This window comes from Oryzomonas rubra (genome assembly GCF_008369015.1).
Lineage (GTDB): Bacteria > Desulfobacterota > Desulfuromonadia > Geobacterales > Pseudopelobacteraceae > Oryzomonas > Oryzomonas japonica.
The window spans coordinates 101,678-117,082 of the sequence record NZ_SRSD01000006.1 but is presented as its reverse complement, the minus strand read 5'-3'; the positions used below and the strand labels follow the sequence as shown (position 1 = coordinate 117,082).

Genomic DNA, 15,405 nt, shown 5'->3' with positions numbered 1-15,405 from the left:
CGCCTGCGTTACCACCTGTGCCGAAACAGGCATGAACGAAATATGCCCCAGGCTTGCAGACGGAACAGGAGTGCGGTCTTCAGGACACCGCAGCCGTACACGACGCTCCGGCGAAAATTGATGGATGACGCATCGGTGAAATATTTGGTGGGACAGCTCACTTCACCGATCCGGTAGCCGAAACGGACAACCTGGGCCAGCATCTGGTTGTCGAAGACAAAGTCGTCGGAATTGCTCTCCAGGGGAAGATTTTCGAGAACACTACGGGAAAAGGCCCGGTAGCCGGTATGATATTCGGAAAGCTTCTGGCCGAGCAGGATGTTTTCCACAAGGGTCAGGAAGCGGTTCGAGACATACTTGTAGAGGGGCATGCCCCCTTTGAGGGCGCCGGTGCCGAGGATGCGCGACGCAAGCACGACGTCGAATTCTCCGTAGGCGATCATGGACGCCATGGCGGGTATCAGCCGGGGCGTGTACTGATAGTCGGGGTGCAGCATGACGATAATATCGGCTCCCCGCTCCAGCGCCGTACGATAGCAGGTTTTCTGGTTGCCGCCGTAGCCGGTGTTGCGTTCGTGCACGATGGTCCTGATGCCGAGCCGGCGCGCCACCTCGGGGGTCTCGTCCCGGCTGGCGTCGTCGACAAGGATTACCTCGTCGACAATGTCGAGCGGAATCTCCCGATAGGTCCTCTCCAGGGTTTTGGTGGCGTTGTAGGCGGGGAGGACCACCGCTATTCTGTTGCCGTTCAGCATGCTCGGTTTCCCGTTGTCCCTTCTCTGGGTTGAAAAAACAAAGACAGAAGAGTCATTCTCCTGTCTTTGTGCGTTCTTCACCTGCTCTTCAAGATGTCCTCTGCTCCCCTGTTAATTCCTCACGACTGAAACAACACTCCACGTTGCAATACTGTCATAGGTGGTTGTCAGCAATGGGCTTTGGGAGGTGACATATGTGTTGGTGACGGTTTGGCCGGCAAGGATAACGCCGGTGGTAAAGGAGTCGCTGGCTACAACCGCGCCGGTGCTGGTGGTCGCCTTCCAGTTCACGGTTACGGTCGCACTGACCGTATCGGTGTTCTTGATGGTGGCGGAAATGCCAAAGTAGGTATTGGGCGGATTCAAGGATGGACTCGGCTGGAAAGTGAGTACCAAAATCTTGCCGCTGGAATCTTTCGGGATACTCTTGGTCACGGTGGTAAAGGTGATGGGCGTGCTGCCCACTGTTACCGTTGTAAGGGTAGAGGTCGCCTCCGCTGCGGAGGACGTCTGCCGGACCCGTAATAACTGGCCGGGATCGACGGTGCTGGCGGCGCTTGCGTACTCGGTCCAGGTGGTGCCGCCATCGGGAGAGGTCGCATATTCGCCGTTGACGATGCTGATGGCCGTAGAGGCGGCAAGATAACTGGGAAGCGTGAAGCTGTCCGATACCAGTTGGGTGCTGAGGTCCACATCATTCTGCGTCGTAAAGCTGAATGTCGTGCCTGTGTGGGTGGTAAAGGTAATGGGGGAAAGGCCGCTTACGGTTACTGTCGTAACAACGTCGGTATTTGTGGCTGCGGATGATGTCTGCCGCACCTTCAATCTTTGCCCGGGTTCAACGGTGCCGGCGGCGCTGGTGTATGAGGACCACGTGGTCCCCCCGTCGGTAGAGATCGCATATTCTCCGTTGCTGATGCTGATGGCGGAAGAGGCGGAAAGAGATGCGGGAAGCTTGAGGGAGTTAGACTCGATCAGCGTCTTGAGAAAAACGGAACTCTGGGTCGCGAACACGAGTGCCGACGAAGTGATGGAGGTGAATGTGGTCGTGTAGCCGCCCACGGTAACGGTCGTGGTGGTGGCGGTGCTTATGTCGGATGCGGAGGTATGCTGGATGGTCAGTGTCTGGTTCAGCTTGATTTTGCCGGGGACGCTGGTATAAGCCCCCCCGTCGATTGAGTATTGGCCATTGACGATGGAGATGTCGGCTTCAAACTGATTGCCGAGGATGGTAATGGTGTTTGAAGTGATGGTTGCACTTTGGGCGACATTTGTCTGCGTCGTAAAGTAAAAATCCATCGGCTTGGTCAGATTCCCGCAACCGGCGACCAAAAGCAAGAATAGGCTGACAGCAATGAGGTGCATACAACGCATATTGAGTATTGTCCTCTTTTACGGCTTTCAGGCGATGGGCGACACCCTGTTCAACATGGAGCGCCCATCGCCTGAAATGGTTTACTTGGCTACAGGGCCTGCTGAGAAGATAACGCTGTCAAAGGTCCGGTTGAGGCTCTTGCTGGTGAAGTTCTTCATCTCCATGCCGGAGGCCAGTTCCATGTTTTGGCCCACAGTAACGGTCGTGACCGGAAATGCAACCCAGGTCTTTTTGCCGGCATTTTCGATGTTGACATAGGTATATCCGCCGCCGTCCATGGTTTCGACAACCGTGCCGGAGATCGTGCCGCTCATCTCCGTACCCCCTGCCATCGACTTGTGACCCGCCGGCATGGATTGGGCTATGGCATCAACCTTGGCCTGCTGCTCCGGGGTCATTGCGGTTTTTTCTCCCGTGTTGGGCGCAGAGCCTTTTTCCAGCAGGTATTTCTGGCTCGTCGAGGGGTGGTCATGGGGTAGTTGTGCGTTTTGCCCTATTTGAGGATGCCCTTCGGGCAGTTTGGCGTTCGGGTCAACCTTGGGAAGGCCTTCCATTGGTTGTGCTGCATCCATGACCGGCCCGGAAGAGAAGATGATGTTGTCAAAGGTCCGCTTGAGGGTGTTGCTGGTGAATTTGCCCATCTGCATGCCGGGTCTGAGCTTTACTTCCTGCCCGACTTCAACTTTCATGGGGGGGACCGCCACCCAGGTCTTTTTGCCGTCGCTGTCCAGTCCGATGTAGGTATAGCCACCGCTGTTCATGGTTTCGAATACCTTCCCGGTAAGTATTTGAGGCGCGGCCTGCTCGGCGGAGCCGGTCGGTTGTGCCGTCGGTACTGCCGCTTTCTGCTGGGTAGCGCAACCGGCCTGAAGGAGCATGGCAAGTGCGAGGGAGCATCCGATGGCAAGCGAGTTTCTGCAAACATTCATTTTTTGCACTCCTGTTTAATTAATGGATTCTGCTGGGGGTTTGTCCCTTTGCCCCAAGCGATCTGTCCATATTGTTACACTATTTTGCCTGGTTTGAAAAGCTGTAAGTTTCCATAGTAGCGGGTATTTTGCTGAAATTGTCCCTTGGGGCGGCCTCGATTTGCGGCACCACAGTCGGTGGCTGGTAGCGGGCAACGGAGGGAACGAAAAAATATAAAAAACACTTGACTTGTAGAGCAAGTTTTCCTATAGTCCAAAACTCTGCAAAATTGAATTAGATGGAGACCACATATGTACGCAGTTATCAAGACAGGCGGCAAGCAGTATAAGGTAAGTGAAGGTGAGTTCCTCAAGGTTGAAAAACTTGATGGCAACATCGGCGATAGCATTGAATTTGCTGAGGTTCTCATGGTCGGCGGCGAAAAGGTTGCCATTGGTGCTCCGCTGGTTGCCGGCGCCACGGTAACCGCCAAGATAGCGGCTCAGGGCAAGGACAAGAAGATTCTCGTGTTCAAGTCCAAACGCCGTAAGGATTCCCGGAAGCTTCGCGGCCACCGCCAGGAGCGTACGGTCCTCAAGATAGAAAAAATCAGCGCATAATACACGATATTTTTCGATATTTTTCCCAGGAGACACGGAAATGGCACATAAGAAAGGTGTAGGCAGTTCACGCAACGGCAGGGATTCGGACGGCCAGAGGCTTGGTTGCAAAAAGTTCGGCGGCGAATCCGTTACAGCCGGTAATATCATCTATCGTCAGCACGGCACCCAGATCCACCCCGGCAACAATGTCGGCTGCGGTAAGGATTATACGCTGTTCGCTCTGATCGACGGCATCGTGACCTTCGAGCGTATGGGTAAAGACCGGAAAAAGGTTTCTGTATATCCCAACTAATCGACGTTAAATCGGTCCCCAAAACCCGGAAGATAAGCCTTCCGGGTTTTTTTGTGGCCAAAGTAAATAACAGAACAACGTTTAAATATATTGTTTGCACTCGCTGTTATTTTGCTGTATACTGCAAAAATTTAGTATAACAAGCTAGTTAGCTATTAATCATCCGCTCTAAATGTTATAAAATACCTTCCTGATTCCAGAGGCTCCCATGTTCACATCAAAATTGACGCGCAAGATCCTGACCATGATCGGCGGCATACTCTGTATCGGTTTTGCCGGCCTGGGCGTTCTTTCGATCTACCTTGAATACAGTGCCACCATGGACCTGGAAAAACATAATGCCCGCCAGATTGCGGCAACGGTGAGCCATGACCTGCTCAACCTGATGACCATCGGCGATATGAAGAATTTCGATACGTACGTCAAGGACATCAAAGCCAAGGGTGGAATTCAGGAGATTCGGCTGTTCAACGGCGATGGCAAGGAGTGGGGCGGCAACGGTGCGCCAAGCGAGGAGGTTCGCGCGGCCTTAAAAGCGGGCAAGAACGTTGAACGTCTGGATACGAAAGATGGCCGGCATCTTTTGACCCTGGCGCTGCCCCTGGAGAACGAGCAGCGCTGCCATAGCTGCCACGATGCCACCGCCCGGTATCGGGGGGGATTGATGCTGACCACCTCCCTGGAAGAGGGGTATGCAAGCGCCTTCCGGCTGACAATCGTGCTGTCGGTGGTCGGTTTCTGCTTCTTCTTTGCGATCCTCGCGGCCCTGTACCTCTTTTTTAGCCGGACGCTGGTGCTCCAGGTCAGGGAGTTGCACGAGCAGCTGGCCGAAATGGCCAGTGGCGAGGGAGATCTGACCCAGGTCCTGCGCGTCCGTTCCGACGATGAACTGGGGAACCTGGGTACGGAGGTCAACCGGCTGACGACGAAGATTCGCGAAACCATCTCGCTCCTGTACCAGCAGGCCTGCATGATCGGCAGCGGCGTCTGCGAGCTCTCCTTCGGCACGGACCGCACCCTGAGGATGAGCCAGGATCAGAAAGAGCAGGCTTCGGCGGTGGCGGTGGCATCGGAAGAGATGACCATGACCATCAACGACGTGGCCGGCAACACCCACCGGGCGGCAACGCTCTCGTCGGATGTCGATGTGGCCGCGAGCGACGGCATGGTGGTAGTGGAGGAAACCTGGAATTGCATGCGCCAGATCAGCGAGAGCGTGAACAGCACGTTGGAGACCATCCGCCAGTTGGAGGCATCATCGGCAAGTATCGGGGAGATGGTGGTGCTGATCGAGGATATCGCCGACCAGACCAACCTGCTGGCGTTGAACGCCTCCATCGAGGCCGCCCGCGCCGGCGATGCCGGGAAGGGGTTTGCCGTGGTGGCCAGCGAGGTCAAGGGGCTGGCCGAGAAGACTACCCGGTCCACCCGGGAGATCGAACGGATTGTGGCCAATATCCAGCAAGCCAGCCGGAAGGCCGCCGCCATGATCGTTACTGAAACAGGCCTCGTCCAGACCGGTCTCACCAGGGCTGAAGAGGCGCGGCAGCGTCTTGAGAACATCAAGAGCCATGCCGTCGAATCGCGCACCATGATCGAACAGATCGCCACCGCTTCCGAGCAGCAGAGCGCCACCACCCAGGAGATCTCGGAAAATATCCAGAGCGTTTCCGCCACGGCGAACGAAACGTTTGAATTGACCCAGGCGACCAACGAGGCCTTTGGGACCTTCTCGGATCTGGTAGAGCAGATCTACGGGACGGTGGGCAAATTCTCGGTCGGCAACTATCACGATACCGTCAAATCCCATGTCCGCGAGATGGAAGGGCAGGTGCTGGCTGCAATCGAGACGGCGTTGCGCGACCGGACGATCACGCTGGAGGCGCTGTTCGACAGAAACTATGTCCCGGTCCCCAATACCAACCCCCAAAAATACACGACCAAATTCGATGCCTTTTTCGACCGCGTGATATCCTCCTTCCAGGAGAAAGCGGTCGGCAAGGACAGCAAGCTCTTTTACGCCATCTGCGTGGACAATAACGGGTATTGCCCGTGCCACAACCTGCGTTACACGAAGCCTTTGACCGGAGACCCGGAGACGGATAAAAGCAATAACCGCACCAAGCGGATCTTCAACGACCGTACCGGCATCCGCTGCGCCCAGAACACCGATGGTTTCCTGCTCCAAACCTACCGCCGCGATACGGGCGAGATCCTCAACGACATGTCGCGGCCGCTCCTGATCGGCGGCAGGCATTGGGGAGGCATCCGCATCGGCTACCTGTCGCCGTGCGAATCGGTCATCAAGCTGGACAGGAAAGCAACGAGGCCGTGATCCGGCTGTCGGTTCGGGCCGGCTGCCCCCGGCCCTGCATCAAAAACGTTCCGCGTAGCGCTCGATCAACCCACGGGCCGTTTTCTTCATGCCGGTCTTGTAGGGCCCAACGACCACCAGGTTCAGGTTTTGCGGCGCGAAGAGGGCGCGGGCCGTCTCCTGCAGCATCTCCGCCGTGATGCGGCGCGCCTCTTCCTGGTCCTCCTCGATGTTCCGTTTGACCCCCACCAGTTCTCCCCAACCGTAGCGCACCCCCATCTCGTACGCCGAGTCGCGGCTGTATTCCAGGTCAAAGATGTAGGACTGGCGGAACCTGTCCAGTTCTGCCGCCGTGATCGGTTCGTCCGCCATGCGCCGGAGTTCGTCCAGGGTGACCTCGATCGCCTGGGGCAGGTTCGCGGGGGCGGTGGAGAGGTCGAAGGTCAGGCAGCCGGTCTCGTCGTAGGCCCCAACGGCCCCCTCCACGGAATAGACGATGCCCAGCTCCTCCCGCAGCCGCAGGTGCAGGCGCGAGCTGCCGCCGCCGGCCAGGATTCGGCGCAAGAGGCGAACGGCCATGAAGTGGCGGTCGTTACGGGGAAAGCCCAGGAAGGAAAGTTGCAGGTTCACCTGGCTGTCGGAGTCGCGCACGAAGCGGATCTGGGGGGTGGTGTTGCGTTTGGTGACCATGGGGGTCGGCGGCGCTGTCGCCCCGCACCAGTCGTCGAAGACCTCGCTGGCGGCGGCGAAGACTTCGCGGCTGCGCACCGGCCCGGCAACCACGACCACCGTGGAACTGGGGACGTAGTAGCGTTGCAGGTGCGCCTCCAGGTCTGCCCGGTCGATGGCGGCAATGCTCTCCAGGGTGCCGATGGTCGGCATGCCCAGAGGGTGGCGCGGCCAGAGGAGGCGGCTGGTTATGGTATCGGGGTTGACCTCGTCCCCCTGCTCGTTCAGGTCTTCCCGCGCCTCCTCCGCAATGATGCGCTGTTCGACCTCGATTCCTTCCAGAAGCGGCCGCAGCAGCATGGAGGCGAATATCTCCAGGCCGTGCCGCACATGGTCCGGGTGGACGCGGGAATAGTAGCAGGTGGATTCGGCGTCGGTGGCGGCATTGGGAGCGCCGCCGACCGCCTCGAAGGCGGTCTCGATCGCAAGGGACGAGGCATAGTCTGCCGTGCCGCGGAAGAGGATGTGTTCCAGAAAGTGGGACAGTCCCTCCCTGCCGGGCGGGTCGTTGCGCCCCCCGACCTTGACGTAGATCGCCAGTTCGGCCGCGTGCAGATGGGGCATCTCGACGCACACAACCCGCAGGCCGTTGCTCTGGGTGTGAAGAAACGGCCGGATCATGCCAGCGCCTCACGGATCCGCTCGATGGTCCGGTGGTACCCTTCCGGCGCCAGGAGCACGTCGTCATGGGGCTCGGCCCAGATGGGGCGCGGCCAGAGCGGCTCCGAGGCGAAGCGGGGTACCAGATGCCAGTGCATATGGGGGACCATGTTGCCCAGGAGTTCGTAGTTGATCTTGTCGGGCCGGAAGGTGGCGAACAGCGCCTCGGCCACCCGGCTGATCTCTTCCATCAGTTCGCCCCGCACCCGGCGGTCAAGGTGGAACAGCTCGGTCACGTGGGTTTTGCTGAACAGCAGCGTGTAACCGGGGAAGAACTGGTCGCGGTTGAGGATGACATAGGAGTGTTCGAGTTCGGCGATGCGCAGGTCGGCGTCGCTCTCCCAACGGCTGCACATGGGGCATGGTGATAGGGTCATGAATAGCTCCGGTATATTTTCATTTTTTCCAGCGGGTGCGCAGGCGCGCCAGTTCTTTGCCGTCCCGCTGGCTTACGATCTGGTGCAGGCAGCAGGTTGTCGGCTCCGTGTCCGTAACGGCGCATCGGGACATAATGCTGTCGCCGTGCCGGACCTCGGCCCGGAAAGCGATCTCCAGTTCGTTCAGGCTGCCCGCCGCCACGGCATCGGGCACCGCCTCCAGCGCCCATCCCGCATAGATGGTGTTGTTGACGTGGTGGTTCATGTCCAGGTCGCTGCGCAGTACCCGGAACCCCATCTCTGTTGTGGCGGCCACGGGAAAGGGGGGCAACTGCGCGAAGTCGTCATCGATCGCCCGCCCGGACACCAGCGGATAGGGGGCGAGGTTCCCGTCCAGCCGGACCGGGCGGCGGGTGGCGACCTTCATTACCGCCCACGAGGTGGTCGCCCGGGCCACACGGGCGCCATGGTTATCGCACAGCTCGAACTCGCGGCAGGTGAAGAGCCCCTGGCGGGTCGCGGGCCAGGTACGGAGCGTCACGGTTTCCCCGGCGCGGGGATAGCGTTCCACCAGCAGATGGATGCGCGACAGCACCCAGGTCAGCCCCAGCTTTTGCAGGTCTGCCAGGGAGACGCCCAGCAGTGCCGCATGCATCCCTGCCGTGTCCTGCAGGTAATTGAGCAGGGTCGCCACCCGCAGATTGCCGCAACTGTCCAGGTCATGGTAGCGAACCGGAAAATCCTTCGTGAAAATGTTTGGTTCCATGTGTGCCCTTTTTTCGTGAATCGTGAATGGTGAATCGTGAAAAAGCCTTTGCCATTCACGCCCTCATTCGTAGCGCAGTGCGTCGATGGGATTGAGCCCGGCCGCCTTGCGGGCCGGGTAGAAACCGAAGAAGATGCCCACCGCACCGGAGAAGATGAAGGCGATGCTGACGGATTCGACCGAGATAAGCGTCGGCCACGACAGGATCCGGGAGACGACCATGGCCCCCGCACCCCCCAGGCAGATACCGATCAGGCCGCCGATCATGGTCAGGAGCACCGCCTCGGTCATGAACTGGAGGAGGATGTCGTTCTTTCGCGCGCCGATGGCCATGCGGATGCCGATCTCCCTGGTTCGCTCGGTAACGGACACCAGCATGATATTCATGATGCCGATGCCGCCGACGAGCAGGGAGATGGAGGCGACTGCACCCAACAGCAGGGACATGGCCTGGGAGGACTGCTCGGCCACGGCCAGGATCTCGGAGAGGTTGCGGGTGGAAAAATCCGGTTCCTTGCTGCCGGTGATGCGGTGGCGCTGTTTGAGCAGGTCATTGGCCTCGTCTTCGGCCCTGCTCAAAAGGGCTTCGCTTCTGGCCTTTATCATGACCGCCCCCACGGTGTTGGGGAACTGGGAACCGACCAGCTTGCGCTGGGCCGTGCGCAGCGGCACGTAGATCACATCGTCCTGGTCGGTCCCCTGGGGGGATTGGCCCTTGCGCTCCAGGAGGCCGACAACGGTGAAGGGGATCTTCTTGATGCGCACCATCTTGCCCACCGGATCGGTGGAGCCGAACAGGTTCTCCGCCACGGTCTGGCCCAGCAGGCAGACCTTGGCGGCGCTGTCCACGTCCTGCTGGCCGAGGCTGCGGCCGCTCGTCACCGGCCATTCGCGGATATCGAACATCTCCGGCGTGGTCCCTATGATGGCGGTGGACCAGTTCATATTGCCGTAGACCACCTGGCCCGTGCTGCGCACCGTGGGGGCGGCGGCCTCCACCGAGGGGCACTCGGCCATGATGGCCTTGGCGTCGTCGCTGGTCAGGGTCTGGCTGGCGCCGCTGCCGATGCGGATGCCGCCGCTGGTGGTGGAGCCGGGGATGACCAGGATGATGTTGCTGCCGATGCTGGCGATCTGCTGGGAGATGACGTGGCGCGCCCCGGCCCCCACGGCCATCATGGCGATCACGGCTGCGATGCCGATGATGATCCCCAGCATGGTCAAAAACGAGCGCATCTTGTTGGTGCGCAGGGCCCGCAGGGCTATTTTCAGGGTTTGGAGAAAGTCCACGTTGTAAGCCCTCAATCTCAAAAAAACGTGCCCCTCAGGAATCCGTAAAAAACTCCCGCAAGCTATGCTCGTGGGGAACGTGACGAGCGTAACGCAGCAGATGGACTTCTTACGGATTCGCCCCGGTATCCCCGATGATCTGCCCGTCGCGGAAGGTTATCCTGCGTCCGGCATAGGCGGCCACATCCGCCTCGTGGGTGACCATGATGATGGTGATGCCGCGCCTGTTCAGGTCGGTGAACAGGTCCATAATTTCCTCGCTGGTAGAACTGTCCAGGTTGCCGGTCGGTTCGTCGGCCAGGATCACCGCAGGGTTGTTGACCAGGGCCCGGGCGATGGCCACCCGCTGTTGCTGCCCCCCGGAAAGCTGGCTGGGATGATTGCTCTCTTTGCCCCCCAGCCCGACCTGCTCCAGGGCCGCCAGCGCCTTGTGGCGACGCTCCTTCGCGGACAACCCGGCATAGACCAGGGGGAGTTCCACGTTCTCCACCGCCGGGGTACGGGCCAGCAGGTTGAACCCCTGGAAGACGAAACCCAGCTTCCTGTTGCGGATGCCGGCCAGCCGGTTGAGGTCCATGCCCGCCACATCGAGGCCGTCCAGCAGGTAGGTGCCCGAACTGGGGTGATCCAGGCAGCCCAGGATGTTCATGCAGGTGGACTTGCCGCTGCCTGATGCGCCCATGATGGCCACGAATTCACCTTCGGCGACGCTGAAGGAAATGCTCCGCAACGCCTCGAATTGCTGGTCGCCCATGGTGAACACGCGGCGGATATCCTTGAGGGAGATAACCTCGCCCATGGTCTAAAAGCGCGGTCCCATGGGAGAGCCGCCGCTCTTCTTCTTGGCGTCGCCGCCCACCTGTTCGACGATGACCTCATCCCCCTCCTTCAGCCCCCCTCCCGTCAGCTCGATGGAGCCTGCGTCGGAGATGCCGGTCTTTACCATGACAGGGACCGGTTTGTTCTCCTTGAGGATGTAGACCCGTTGCCCCTTGTCCCGGCGTTGGCCCTTACCCGCTTCCGGCTGTGCGGGGCGCGCGCCCTTGGCCGCGCTCTCCCGCGTCTTCGGCTTGAAGCGCAGGGCGGCCGGCGGGAGCTTGAGCACGTTGTCCCTGCGGGCCACCTCGATGGAGACGTTGGCGGTCATGCCCGGTTTGAGCTTCAGGTCGCTGTTGTCCACATTGACCACCACGATGTAGGTGACTACGTTCTGGGTGATGATCGGGGCGCTGCGGATCTGGACCACCTTGCCCTTGAAGCTCTGCTCCGGGTAGGAATCCACATTGAAGGAGGTGGGCTGGCCGAGGGTAATGCGGCTGATATCGGCCTCGTCCACGCTGACCTCGATCTGCATCTTGGTCAGGTCCTGGGCGATGGTGAAGAGGGTCGGGGTCTGGAAGGAGGCCGCCACGGTCTGCCCCACATCCACCGCGCGGGAGATGACGGTGCCGTCCACCGGCGAACGGATGACCGAGTAATTCAGGTTGGTGCGGGCCTGCATGAGCGCCCCCCGGGTCTGGACCACGCTCCCCGCGGCCGCCTTGATGCCGGTCTTGGCCGATTGCCATGCGGTTTCGGCCACATCGTAGTCGCTTTGGGAGATGATGCCGTCGGCCAGCAGCTTGTTGTTGCGCTTCATGGTCCGCTCCGCGTCGGCCAGCGTGACCCGGGCCTTCATCAGGTTGGCCTCGGCGTTGCGGTAATTTCCGTCGGCCTGCTCCACCGCGGCCCTGAAGAGCGACGGGTCGATCTCGGCAATCGGCTGCCCCTTTTTGACCCGCGAGTTGTAATCGACGTAGAGTTTCTGAATGGTGCCCGAGACCTGGGTGCCGACCTGGACGGTGATGACGGCACTCAGGTTGCCGGTGGCCGACACGGCGGCAATAATGGCCCCCCGCTCGACCCTGGCGGTTTTGTAGTTGATCTCGGGCGTGCGTTTGAGAAAGAAGAGGGCTGCGGTGCCGGCCGCGAGCAGGATGGCAGCCAGGATGAGGAGATATTTTTTCATGCCGGTCTCTTTCGCTTTGCAGACAGCCAACTGGGGTGGAATGCCATTGTTGCTCGAACCGGCATCATAACAGATTACCTCCAAAAAAAAAGCCCCCTGTCCAGGGGGCAGGGGGCTTTTTCGAAACGCCCGCGGCGGATCACGCCGCGGGCTGGCTAGGGCAACCCTCTTTGCAGTGGGATACCGGACGAATTCTGAATCTTGCAGTCCACATAGTCGGGTTCTCCTTTCGTGGTATACTTATAAAAAACCTAACAGGATGCTTATTATCCTAATACATCCGTAAAAATTGTCAATTGAAAAAACAGCGGCAGCCGGGGCCGGGGCAGCGCTCCAGCTTGACATGGGGCAGGTTTCGGACTACAAGTGCAGCAGGCAGCGCCACCAATGCGGTTTTGCCAAAGAAAACAAGGAACAGGTCAACCATGTCACCACAGGTTTCATTCGTCGGCGCAGGACCGGGGGCCGCCGACCTCATCACTATCCGCGGCGCGCGGCTCTTGCGCCATGCCGATGTGGTCGTCTATGCCGGCAGCCTGGTGGACCGGGAACTGGTCCGTCGTTATGCCGCCACGGCGGATGTGTACGATTCGGCCGGCATGACCCTCGACGAGGTTCTCTCCGTGGTCATGGAAGCCGTCACGGCCGGCAAGAACGTGGTGCGGCTTCATACCGGCGACCCATCGATCTACGGCGCCATCCAGGAACAGATGGAGGCTCTGGACCGCCTGGGGGTGGCGTACCGGGTGGTGCCCGGCGTGACCAGCGCCTTTGCCGCCGCTGCCGCCCTCAAACAGGAACTGACCCTGCCGGAAGTGTCCCAGTCGGTGATCTTCACCCGCATGGAGGGACGCACACCGGTGCCGGAACGGGAACGCCTCAGCCGAATTGCCGGCATCGGCGCCACCCTGGTAATCTATCTCTCGGTGGGCATGATCGACCGGGTGGTGGAAGAGCTTCTGGCCGGCGCCTACACCCCGGAGACCGCCGCAGCCGTGGTCTGCCGCGCCTCCTGGGAGGACGAATTGATCATCGAGGGGACCCTGGCCGATATCGCCGCCAAGGTCCGGGAGGCGGGCATCGACCGCCAGGCCCTGATCATCGTGGGGGATGTGCTGGCGGCGCGCCGCGAAGGACTCAAGGCCCGGTCGCTGCTCTACGATGACGCTTTCTCCCACGGTTTTCGCGGCAGCGCCATAGGATGACATGCACGTCGCCGTGATCGCCATAACCCGTAACGGGGCGCAGTTGGGACAACGGTTGCGGGGAGGGCTGCCCGAAGCGGAGCTGCATGTTTCCAGCCGCTATGCCGGCCAAGCCGGAACGGCCAGGCGCCTCTTCGACCCTGCCGACCTGAAGACGCTGGCCGCCTCACTCTGGAAGGGGTACGACGGTTTCGTCTTCATCATGGCCGCCGGCATCGTGGTGCGCATGATCGCCCCGCTTCTGGAGTCCAAGGAGACCGACCCGGCCGTGGTGGTGATGGACGATGCGGGCAAATTCGCCATCTCGCTCATTGCGGGCCATCTGGGCGGCGCCAACGAACTGGCCGAACGCTGCGCCTTCATCACCGGAGCCCGGCCGGTCATCACCACCGCCACCGATGCCAATGGTCTCCCCTCCTTTGACCTCCTGGCCAAGGAGCAGGGGTGGGTGATCGACGACATCGGCCGGGTCAAGGTGCTCAACCGGCTGCTCCTGGACGGCGAGGAGATCGCCGTCGTCGATCCCACGGGGAAGACGCGCTGCTGGCTGTGCGGTCGGGGCAAGACCTCCTTTCACGACACCTTTGCCGAGGCCATGGAGAGTACGGCCCGGGGATTCCTGTTCGTAACCAACCGCCACCTTCCGCCCCAGACCCAGCCCGACAACCTGCTGATCCTGCGCCCCAGCAACCTGGTGTTGGGCATCGGTTGCAACCGCGGCACGACGGTGGACGACATCGATGATTTCGTTACGGCTCAACTCAAGCGTATCTTCCTCTCCCGCAAGAGCGTGCGCCTGGTGGCCACGGTAACGGTCAAGCGCGACGAGGAGGGGCTGATCGCCTTTGCTGAGCGGTTGGGCGTTCCCCTGGCGTTCTTCGGGAGCGACGAATTGAATGCCGTCGCCGCCCCGTCGCCGCCGTCGTCCCATGCCCTGGCGGCTATCGGCGCCTCGGGGGTGGCGGAACCGGCGGCCCTGCTCGGTTCGGGGGGCGGAAGATTGCTGCTGAAGAAGGTCAAGTCGGAGAACGTCACCCTGGCGGTGGCCGAGATCGAGGAAGAGGAGCCCCATGTCTGAAAAACCCCTGATAGCGATCACCATGGGTGATCCCTGCGGTATCGGGCCGGAGATCATCGTCAAGGCGTTGGGCAATCCCCTGGTTACCACGGGGTGCACGCCCCTGGTCGTCGGCGACAGGGGTGCCCTTGACCGGGCGGTGCACGTCTGCGACTCGCGGCTGAAACTAGTCGAAATCATTGAGCCCGAGGAGGCGCACCACGTCCCGGAGGGCGCTGTGGCGTTAGTGCCGGTTTCCTGCCTGGCCGAAGGGGATATGCAGTACGGCAGGCCCACATTGGCTGCCGGCGATGCCGTCCATAGCTGTATCTGCACGGCTGCCCGCCTCTGTCTGGCGGGCCGGGTGGCGGCCATGGTCACGGCGCCCATCAACAAGGAAGCCATGAACCGCGCCGGCCATGTGTACCACGGGCACACCGAACTTTTGGCCGAACTGTGCGGGGTGGACGATTATGTGATGATGCTGGCGGGCGATGTGCTCCGGGTCAGCCTGGTGACGATCCATGAGGCGCTTCGTGCCGTTCCCGGCCTGATCACCAGGGACCGGGTGCTGAATACGATCCGGGTCACGGCGGACGGGGTGCGGCGCCTGACCGGCAAATCCACCCCGCGCCTGGCGGTGCTGGCGCTCAACCCACACTGCGGCGAGGGTGGGATGTTCGGCAACGAGGAGGAACTGGCAATCGCACCGGCCATCGAAGCGGCGCAGCACGAGGGGATCGACGCCCAGGGGCCGCTTTCGGCGGATACCCTTTTTCATTTCGCCCAACAGGGTTTGTACGACGGCGTGGTGGCCATGTACCATGACCAGGGGCTGATACCGCTCAAAATGCTCCATTTCGACGACGGGGTCAACGTCACGCTGGGATTGCCGATTATCCGCACGTCGGTGGACCACGGCACGGCCTATGATCTGGCAGGGACCGGCACGGCCTCGGAGAAGAGCCTGTTGGCGGCCATCAGGATGGCCATGGGGATGGCGGGGGAATGAGGGGGAATGAGGGGGAATGAGGGGGAAACCGCG

15 protein-coding genes are annotated in these 15,405 nt (G+C 60.7%); 6 read left to right on the top strand and 9 right to left on the bottom strand.

The features are described 5' to 3' along the window. Nucleotides 1-8: 8 nt before the first annotated feature. The 3 genes from ET418_RS11085 to ET418_RS11075 all read right to left on the bottom strand — a co-directional run bounded on the left by ET418_RS11085 (nt 9) and on the right by ET418_RS11075 (nt 3,059). Nucleotides 9-755, bottom strand: a complete 747-nt coding sequence (locus ET418_RS11085; RefSeq protein ID WP_149307685.1) for a glycosyltransferase family 2 protein — start codon at nt 753-755, stop codon at nt 9-11. Nucleotides 756-866: 111 nt separating this feature from the next. Then, nucleotides 867-2,129, bottom strand: coding sequence for a hypothetical protein (locus ET418_RS11080; protein WP_149307684.1), 1,263 nt, complete (start codon nt 2,127-2,129; stop codon nt 867-869). A gap of 81 nt (nt 2,130-2,210) precedes the next feature. Beyond that, the gene (locus ET418_RS11075; protein WP_149307683.1) at nt 2,211-3,059 is read right to left on the bottom strand and encodes a hypothetical protein; all 849 of its coding nucleotides are present in this window, start codon (nt 3,057-3,059) and stop codon (nt 2,211-2,213) included. A gap of 291 nt (nt 3,060-3,350) precedes the next feature. Here ET418_RS11075 and rplU point away from each other — a divergent pair, with 291 nt between their 5' ends. From rplU to ET418_RS11060, 3 genes are all read left to right on the top strand, one after another. Then, a complete protein-coding gene (gene rplU / locus ET418_RS11070) occupies nt 3,351-3,659 on the top strand; it encodes a 50S ribosomal protein L21 (RefSeq protein ID WP_149307682.1) in 309 nt (102 codons plus the stop codon). A 40-nt stretch (nt 3,660-3,699) separates the two neighbouring features. Then, on the top strand, nt 3,700-3,954 hold the full coding sequence (rpmA, locus tag ET418_RS11065; protein WP_149307681.1) for a 50S ribosomal protein L27: 255 nt from the start codon (nt 3,700-3,702) through the stop codon (nt 3,952-3,954). A 208-nt stretch (nt 3,955-4,162) separates the two neighbouring features. Continuing rightward, on the top strand, nt 4,163-6,289 hold the full coding sequence (locus tag ET418_RS11060; RefSeq protein ID WP_188055486.1) for a methyl-accepting chemotaxis protein: 2,127 nt from the start codon (nt 4,163-4,165) through the stop codon (nt 6,287-6,289). A gap of 39 nt (nt 6,290-6,328) precedes the next feature. On the opposite strand, the gene ET418_RS11055 is transcribed toward ET418_RS11060, so the two are convergent. The 6 genes from ET418_RS11055 to ET418_RS11030 all read right to left on the bottom strand — a co-directional run bounded on the left by ET418_RS11055 (nt 6,329) and on the right by ET418_RS11030 (nt 12,098). Then, nucleotides 6,329-7,618, bottom strand: coding sequence for a M16 family metallopeptidase (locus ET418_RS11055; RefSeq protein ID WP_149307680.1), 1,290 nt, complete (start codon nt 7,616-7,618; stop codon nt 6,329-6,331). Beyond that, nucleotides 7,615-8,034 (bottom strand): HIT family protein, encoded by a 420-nt coding sequence (locus ET418_RS11050; RefSeq protein WP_149307679.1) that lies wholly within the window; start codon nt 8,032-8,034, stop codon nt 7,615-7,617. The genes ET418_RS11055 and ET418_RS11050 overlap by 4 nt, the downstream gene beginning before the upstream one ends. Nucleotides 8,035-8,053: 19 nt before the next feature. Further along, complete coding sequence (locus ET418_RS11045; protein ID WP_149307678.1) at nt 8,054-8,800, bottom strand: acyl-[acyl-carrier-protein] thioesterase; 747 nt, start codon at nt 8,798-8,800, stop codon at nt 8,054-8,056. 63 nt (nt 8,801-8,863) lie between these two features. Beyond that, on the bottom strand, nt 8,864-10,036 hold the full coding sequence (locus tag ET418_RS11040) for an ABC transporter permease (RefSeq protein ID WP_188055496.1): 1,173 nt from the start codon (nt 10,034-10,036) through the stop codon (nt 8,864-8,866). Between the two features lie 163 nt (nt 10,037-10,199). Beyond that, on the bottom strand, nt 10,200-10,889 hold the full coding sequence (locus ET418_RS11035) for an ABC transporter ATP-binding protein (RefSeq protein WP_149307676.1): 690 nt from the start codon (nt 10,887-10,889) through the stop codon (nt 10,200-10,202). A gap of 3 nt (nt 10,890-10,892) precedes the next feature. After that, nucleotides 10,893-12,098 (bottom strand): efflux RND transporter periplasmic adaptor subunit, encoded by a 1,206-nt coding sequence (locus ET418_RS11030; protein WP_149307675.1) that lies wholly within the window; start codon nt 12,096-12,098, stop codon nt 10,893-10,895. A 425-nt stretch (nt 12,099-12,523) separates the two neighbouring features. Between ET418_RS11030 and cobM the strand changes: the two genes are divergently transcribed. Genes cobM through pdxA form a run of 3 tightly spaced genes read left to right on the top strand, consistent with a single transcriptional unit; the run spans nt 12,524 to nt 15,372 of the window. Beyond that, on the top strand, nt 12,524-13,303 hold the full coding sequence (cobM, locus tag ET418_RS11025) for a precorrin-4 C(11)-methyltransferase (RefSeq protein ID WP_149307674.1): 780 nt from the start codon (nt 12,524-12,526) through the stop codon (nt 13,301-13,303). A 1-nt stretch (nt 13,304) separates the two neighbouring features. Beyond that, nucleotides 13,305-14,381, top strand: coding sequence for a cobalt-precorrin 5A hydrolase (locus ET418_RS11020; protein ID WP_149307673.1), 1,077 nt, complete (start codon nt 13,305-13,307; stop codon nt 14,379-14,381). Next, a complete protein-coding gene (gene pdxA / locus ET418_RS11015; RefSeq protein ID WP_149307672.1) occupies nt 14,374-15,372 on the top strand; it encodes a 4-hydroxythreonine-4-phosphate dehydrogenase PdxA in 999 nt (332 codons plus the stop codon). The genes ET418_RS11020 and pdxA overlap by 8 nt, the downstream gene beginning before the upstream one ends. Nucleotides 15,373-15,405: the final 33 nt, after the last annotated feature.

Excerpts from the sequence above, each read along its gene's own strand:
- ET418_RS11075 (WP_149307683.1), bottom strand. The coding sequence starts at position 3,059 with ATGAATGTTTGCAGAAACTCGCTTGCCATCGGATGCTCCCTCGCACTT.
- rplU (WP_149307682.1), top strand. The coding sequence starts at position 3,351 with ATGTACGCAGTTATCAAGACAGGCGGCAAGCAGTATAAGGTAAGTGAA.
- ET418_RS11050 (WP_149307679.1), bottom strand. The coding sequence starts at position 8,034 with ATGACCCTATCACCATGCCCCATGTGCAGCCGTTGGGAGAGCGACGCC.
- ET418_RS11040 (WP_188055496.1), bottom strand. The coding sequence starts at position 10,036 with ATGCGCTCGTTTTTGACCATGCTGGGGATCATCATCGGCATCGCAGCC.
- ET418_RS11035 (WP_149307676.1), bottom strand. The coding sequence starts at position 10,889 with ATGGGCGAGGTTATCTCCCTCAAGGATATCCGCCGCGTGTTCACCATG.
- ET418_RS11045 (WP_149307678.1), bottom strand. The coding sequence starts at position 8,800 with ATGGAACCAAACATTTTCACGAAGGATTTTCCGGTTCGCTACCATGAC.
- ET418_RS11080 (WP_149307684.1), bottom strand. The coding sequence starts at position 2,129 with ATGCGTTGTATGCACCTCATTGCTGTCAGCCTATTCTTGCTTTTGGTC.
- ET418_RS11020 (WP_149307673.1), top strand. The coding sequence starts at position 13,305 with ATGCACGTCGCCGTGATCGCCATAACCCGTAACGGGGCGCAGTTGGGA.
- ET418_RS11085 (WP_149307685.1), bottom strand. The coding sequence starts at position 755 with ATGCTGAACGGCAACAGAATAGCGGTGGTCCTCCCCGCCTACAACGCC.
- cobM (WP_149307674.1), top strand. The coding sequence starts at position 12,524 with ATGTCACCACAGGTTTCATTCGTCGGCGCAGGACCGGGGGCCGCCGAC.
- rpmA (WP_149307681.1), top strand. The coding sequence starts at position 3,700 with ATGGCACATAAGAAAGGTGTAGGCAGTTCACGCAACGGCAGGGATTCG.
- pdxA (WP_149307672.1), top strand. The coding sequence starts at position 14,374 with ATGTCTGAAAAACCCCTGATAGCGATCACCATGGGTGATCCCTGCGGT.
- ET418_RS11030 (WP_149307675.1), bottom strand. The coding sequence starts at position 12,098 with ATGAAAAAATATCTCCTCATCCTGGCTGCCATCCTGCTCGCGGCCGGC.
- ET418_RS11055 (WP_149307680.1), bottom strand. The coding sequence starts at position 7,618 with ATGATCCGGCCGTTTCTTCACACCCAGAGCAACGGCCTGCGGGTTGTG.
- ET418_RS11060 (WP_188055486.1), top strand. The coding sequence starts at position 4,163 with ATGTTCACATCAAAATTGACGCGCAAGATCCTGACCATGATCGGCGGC.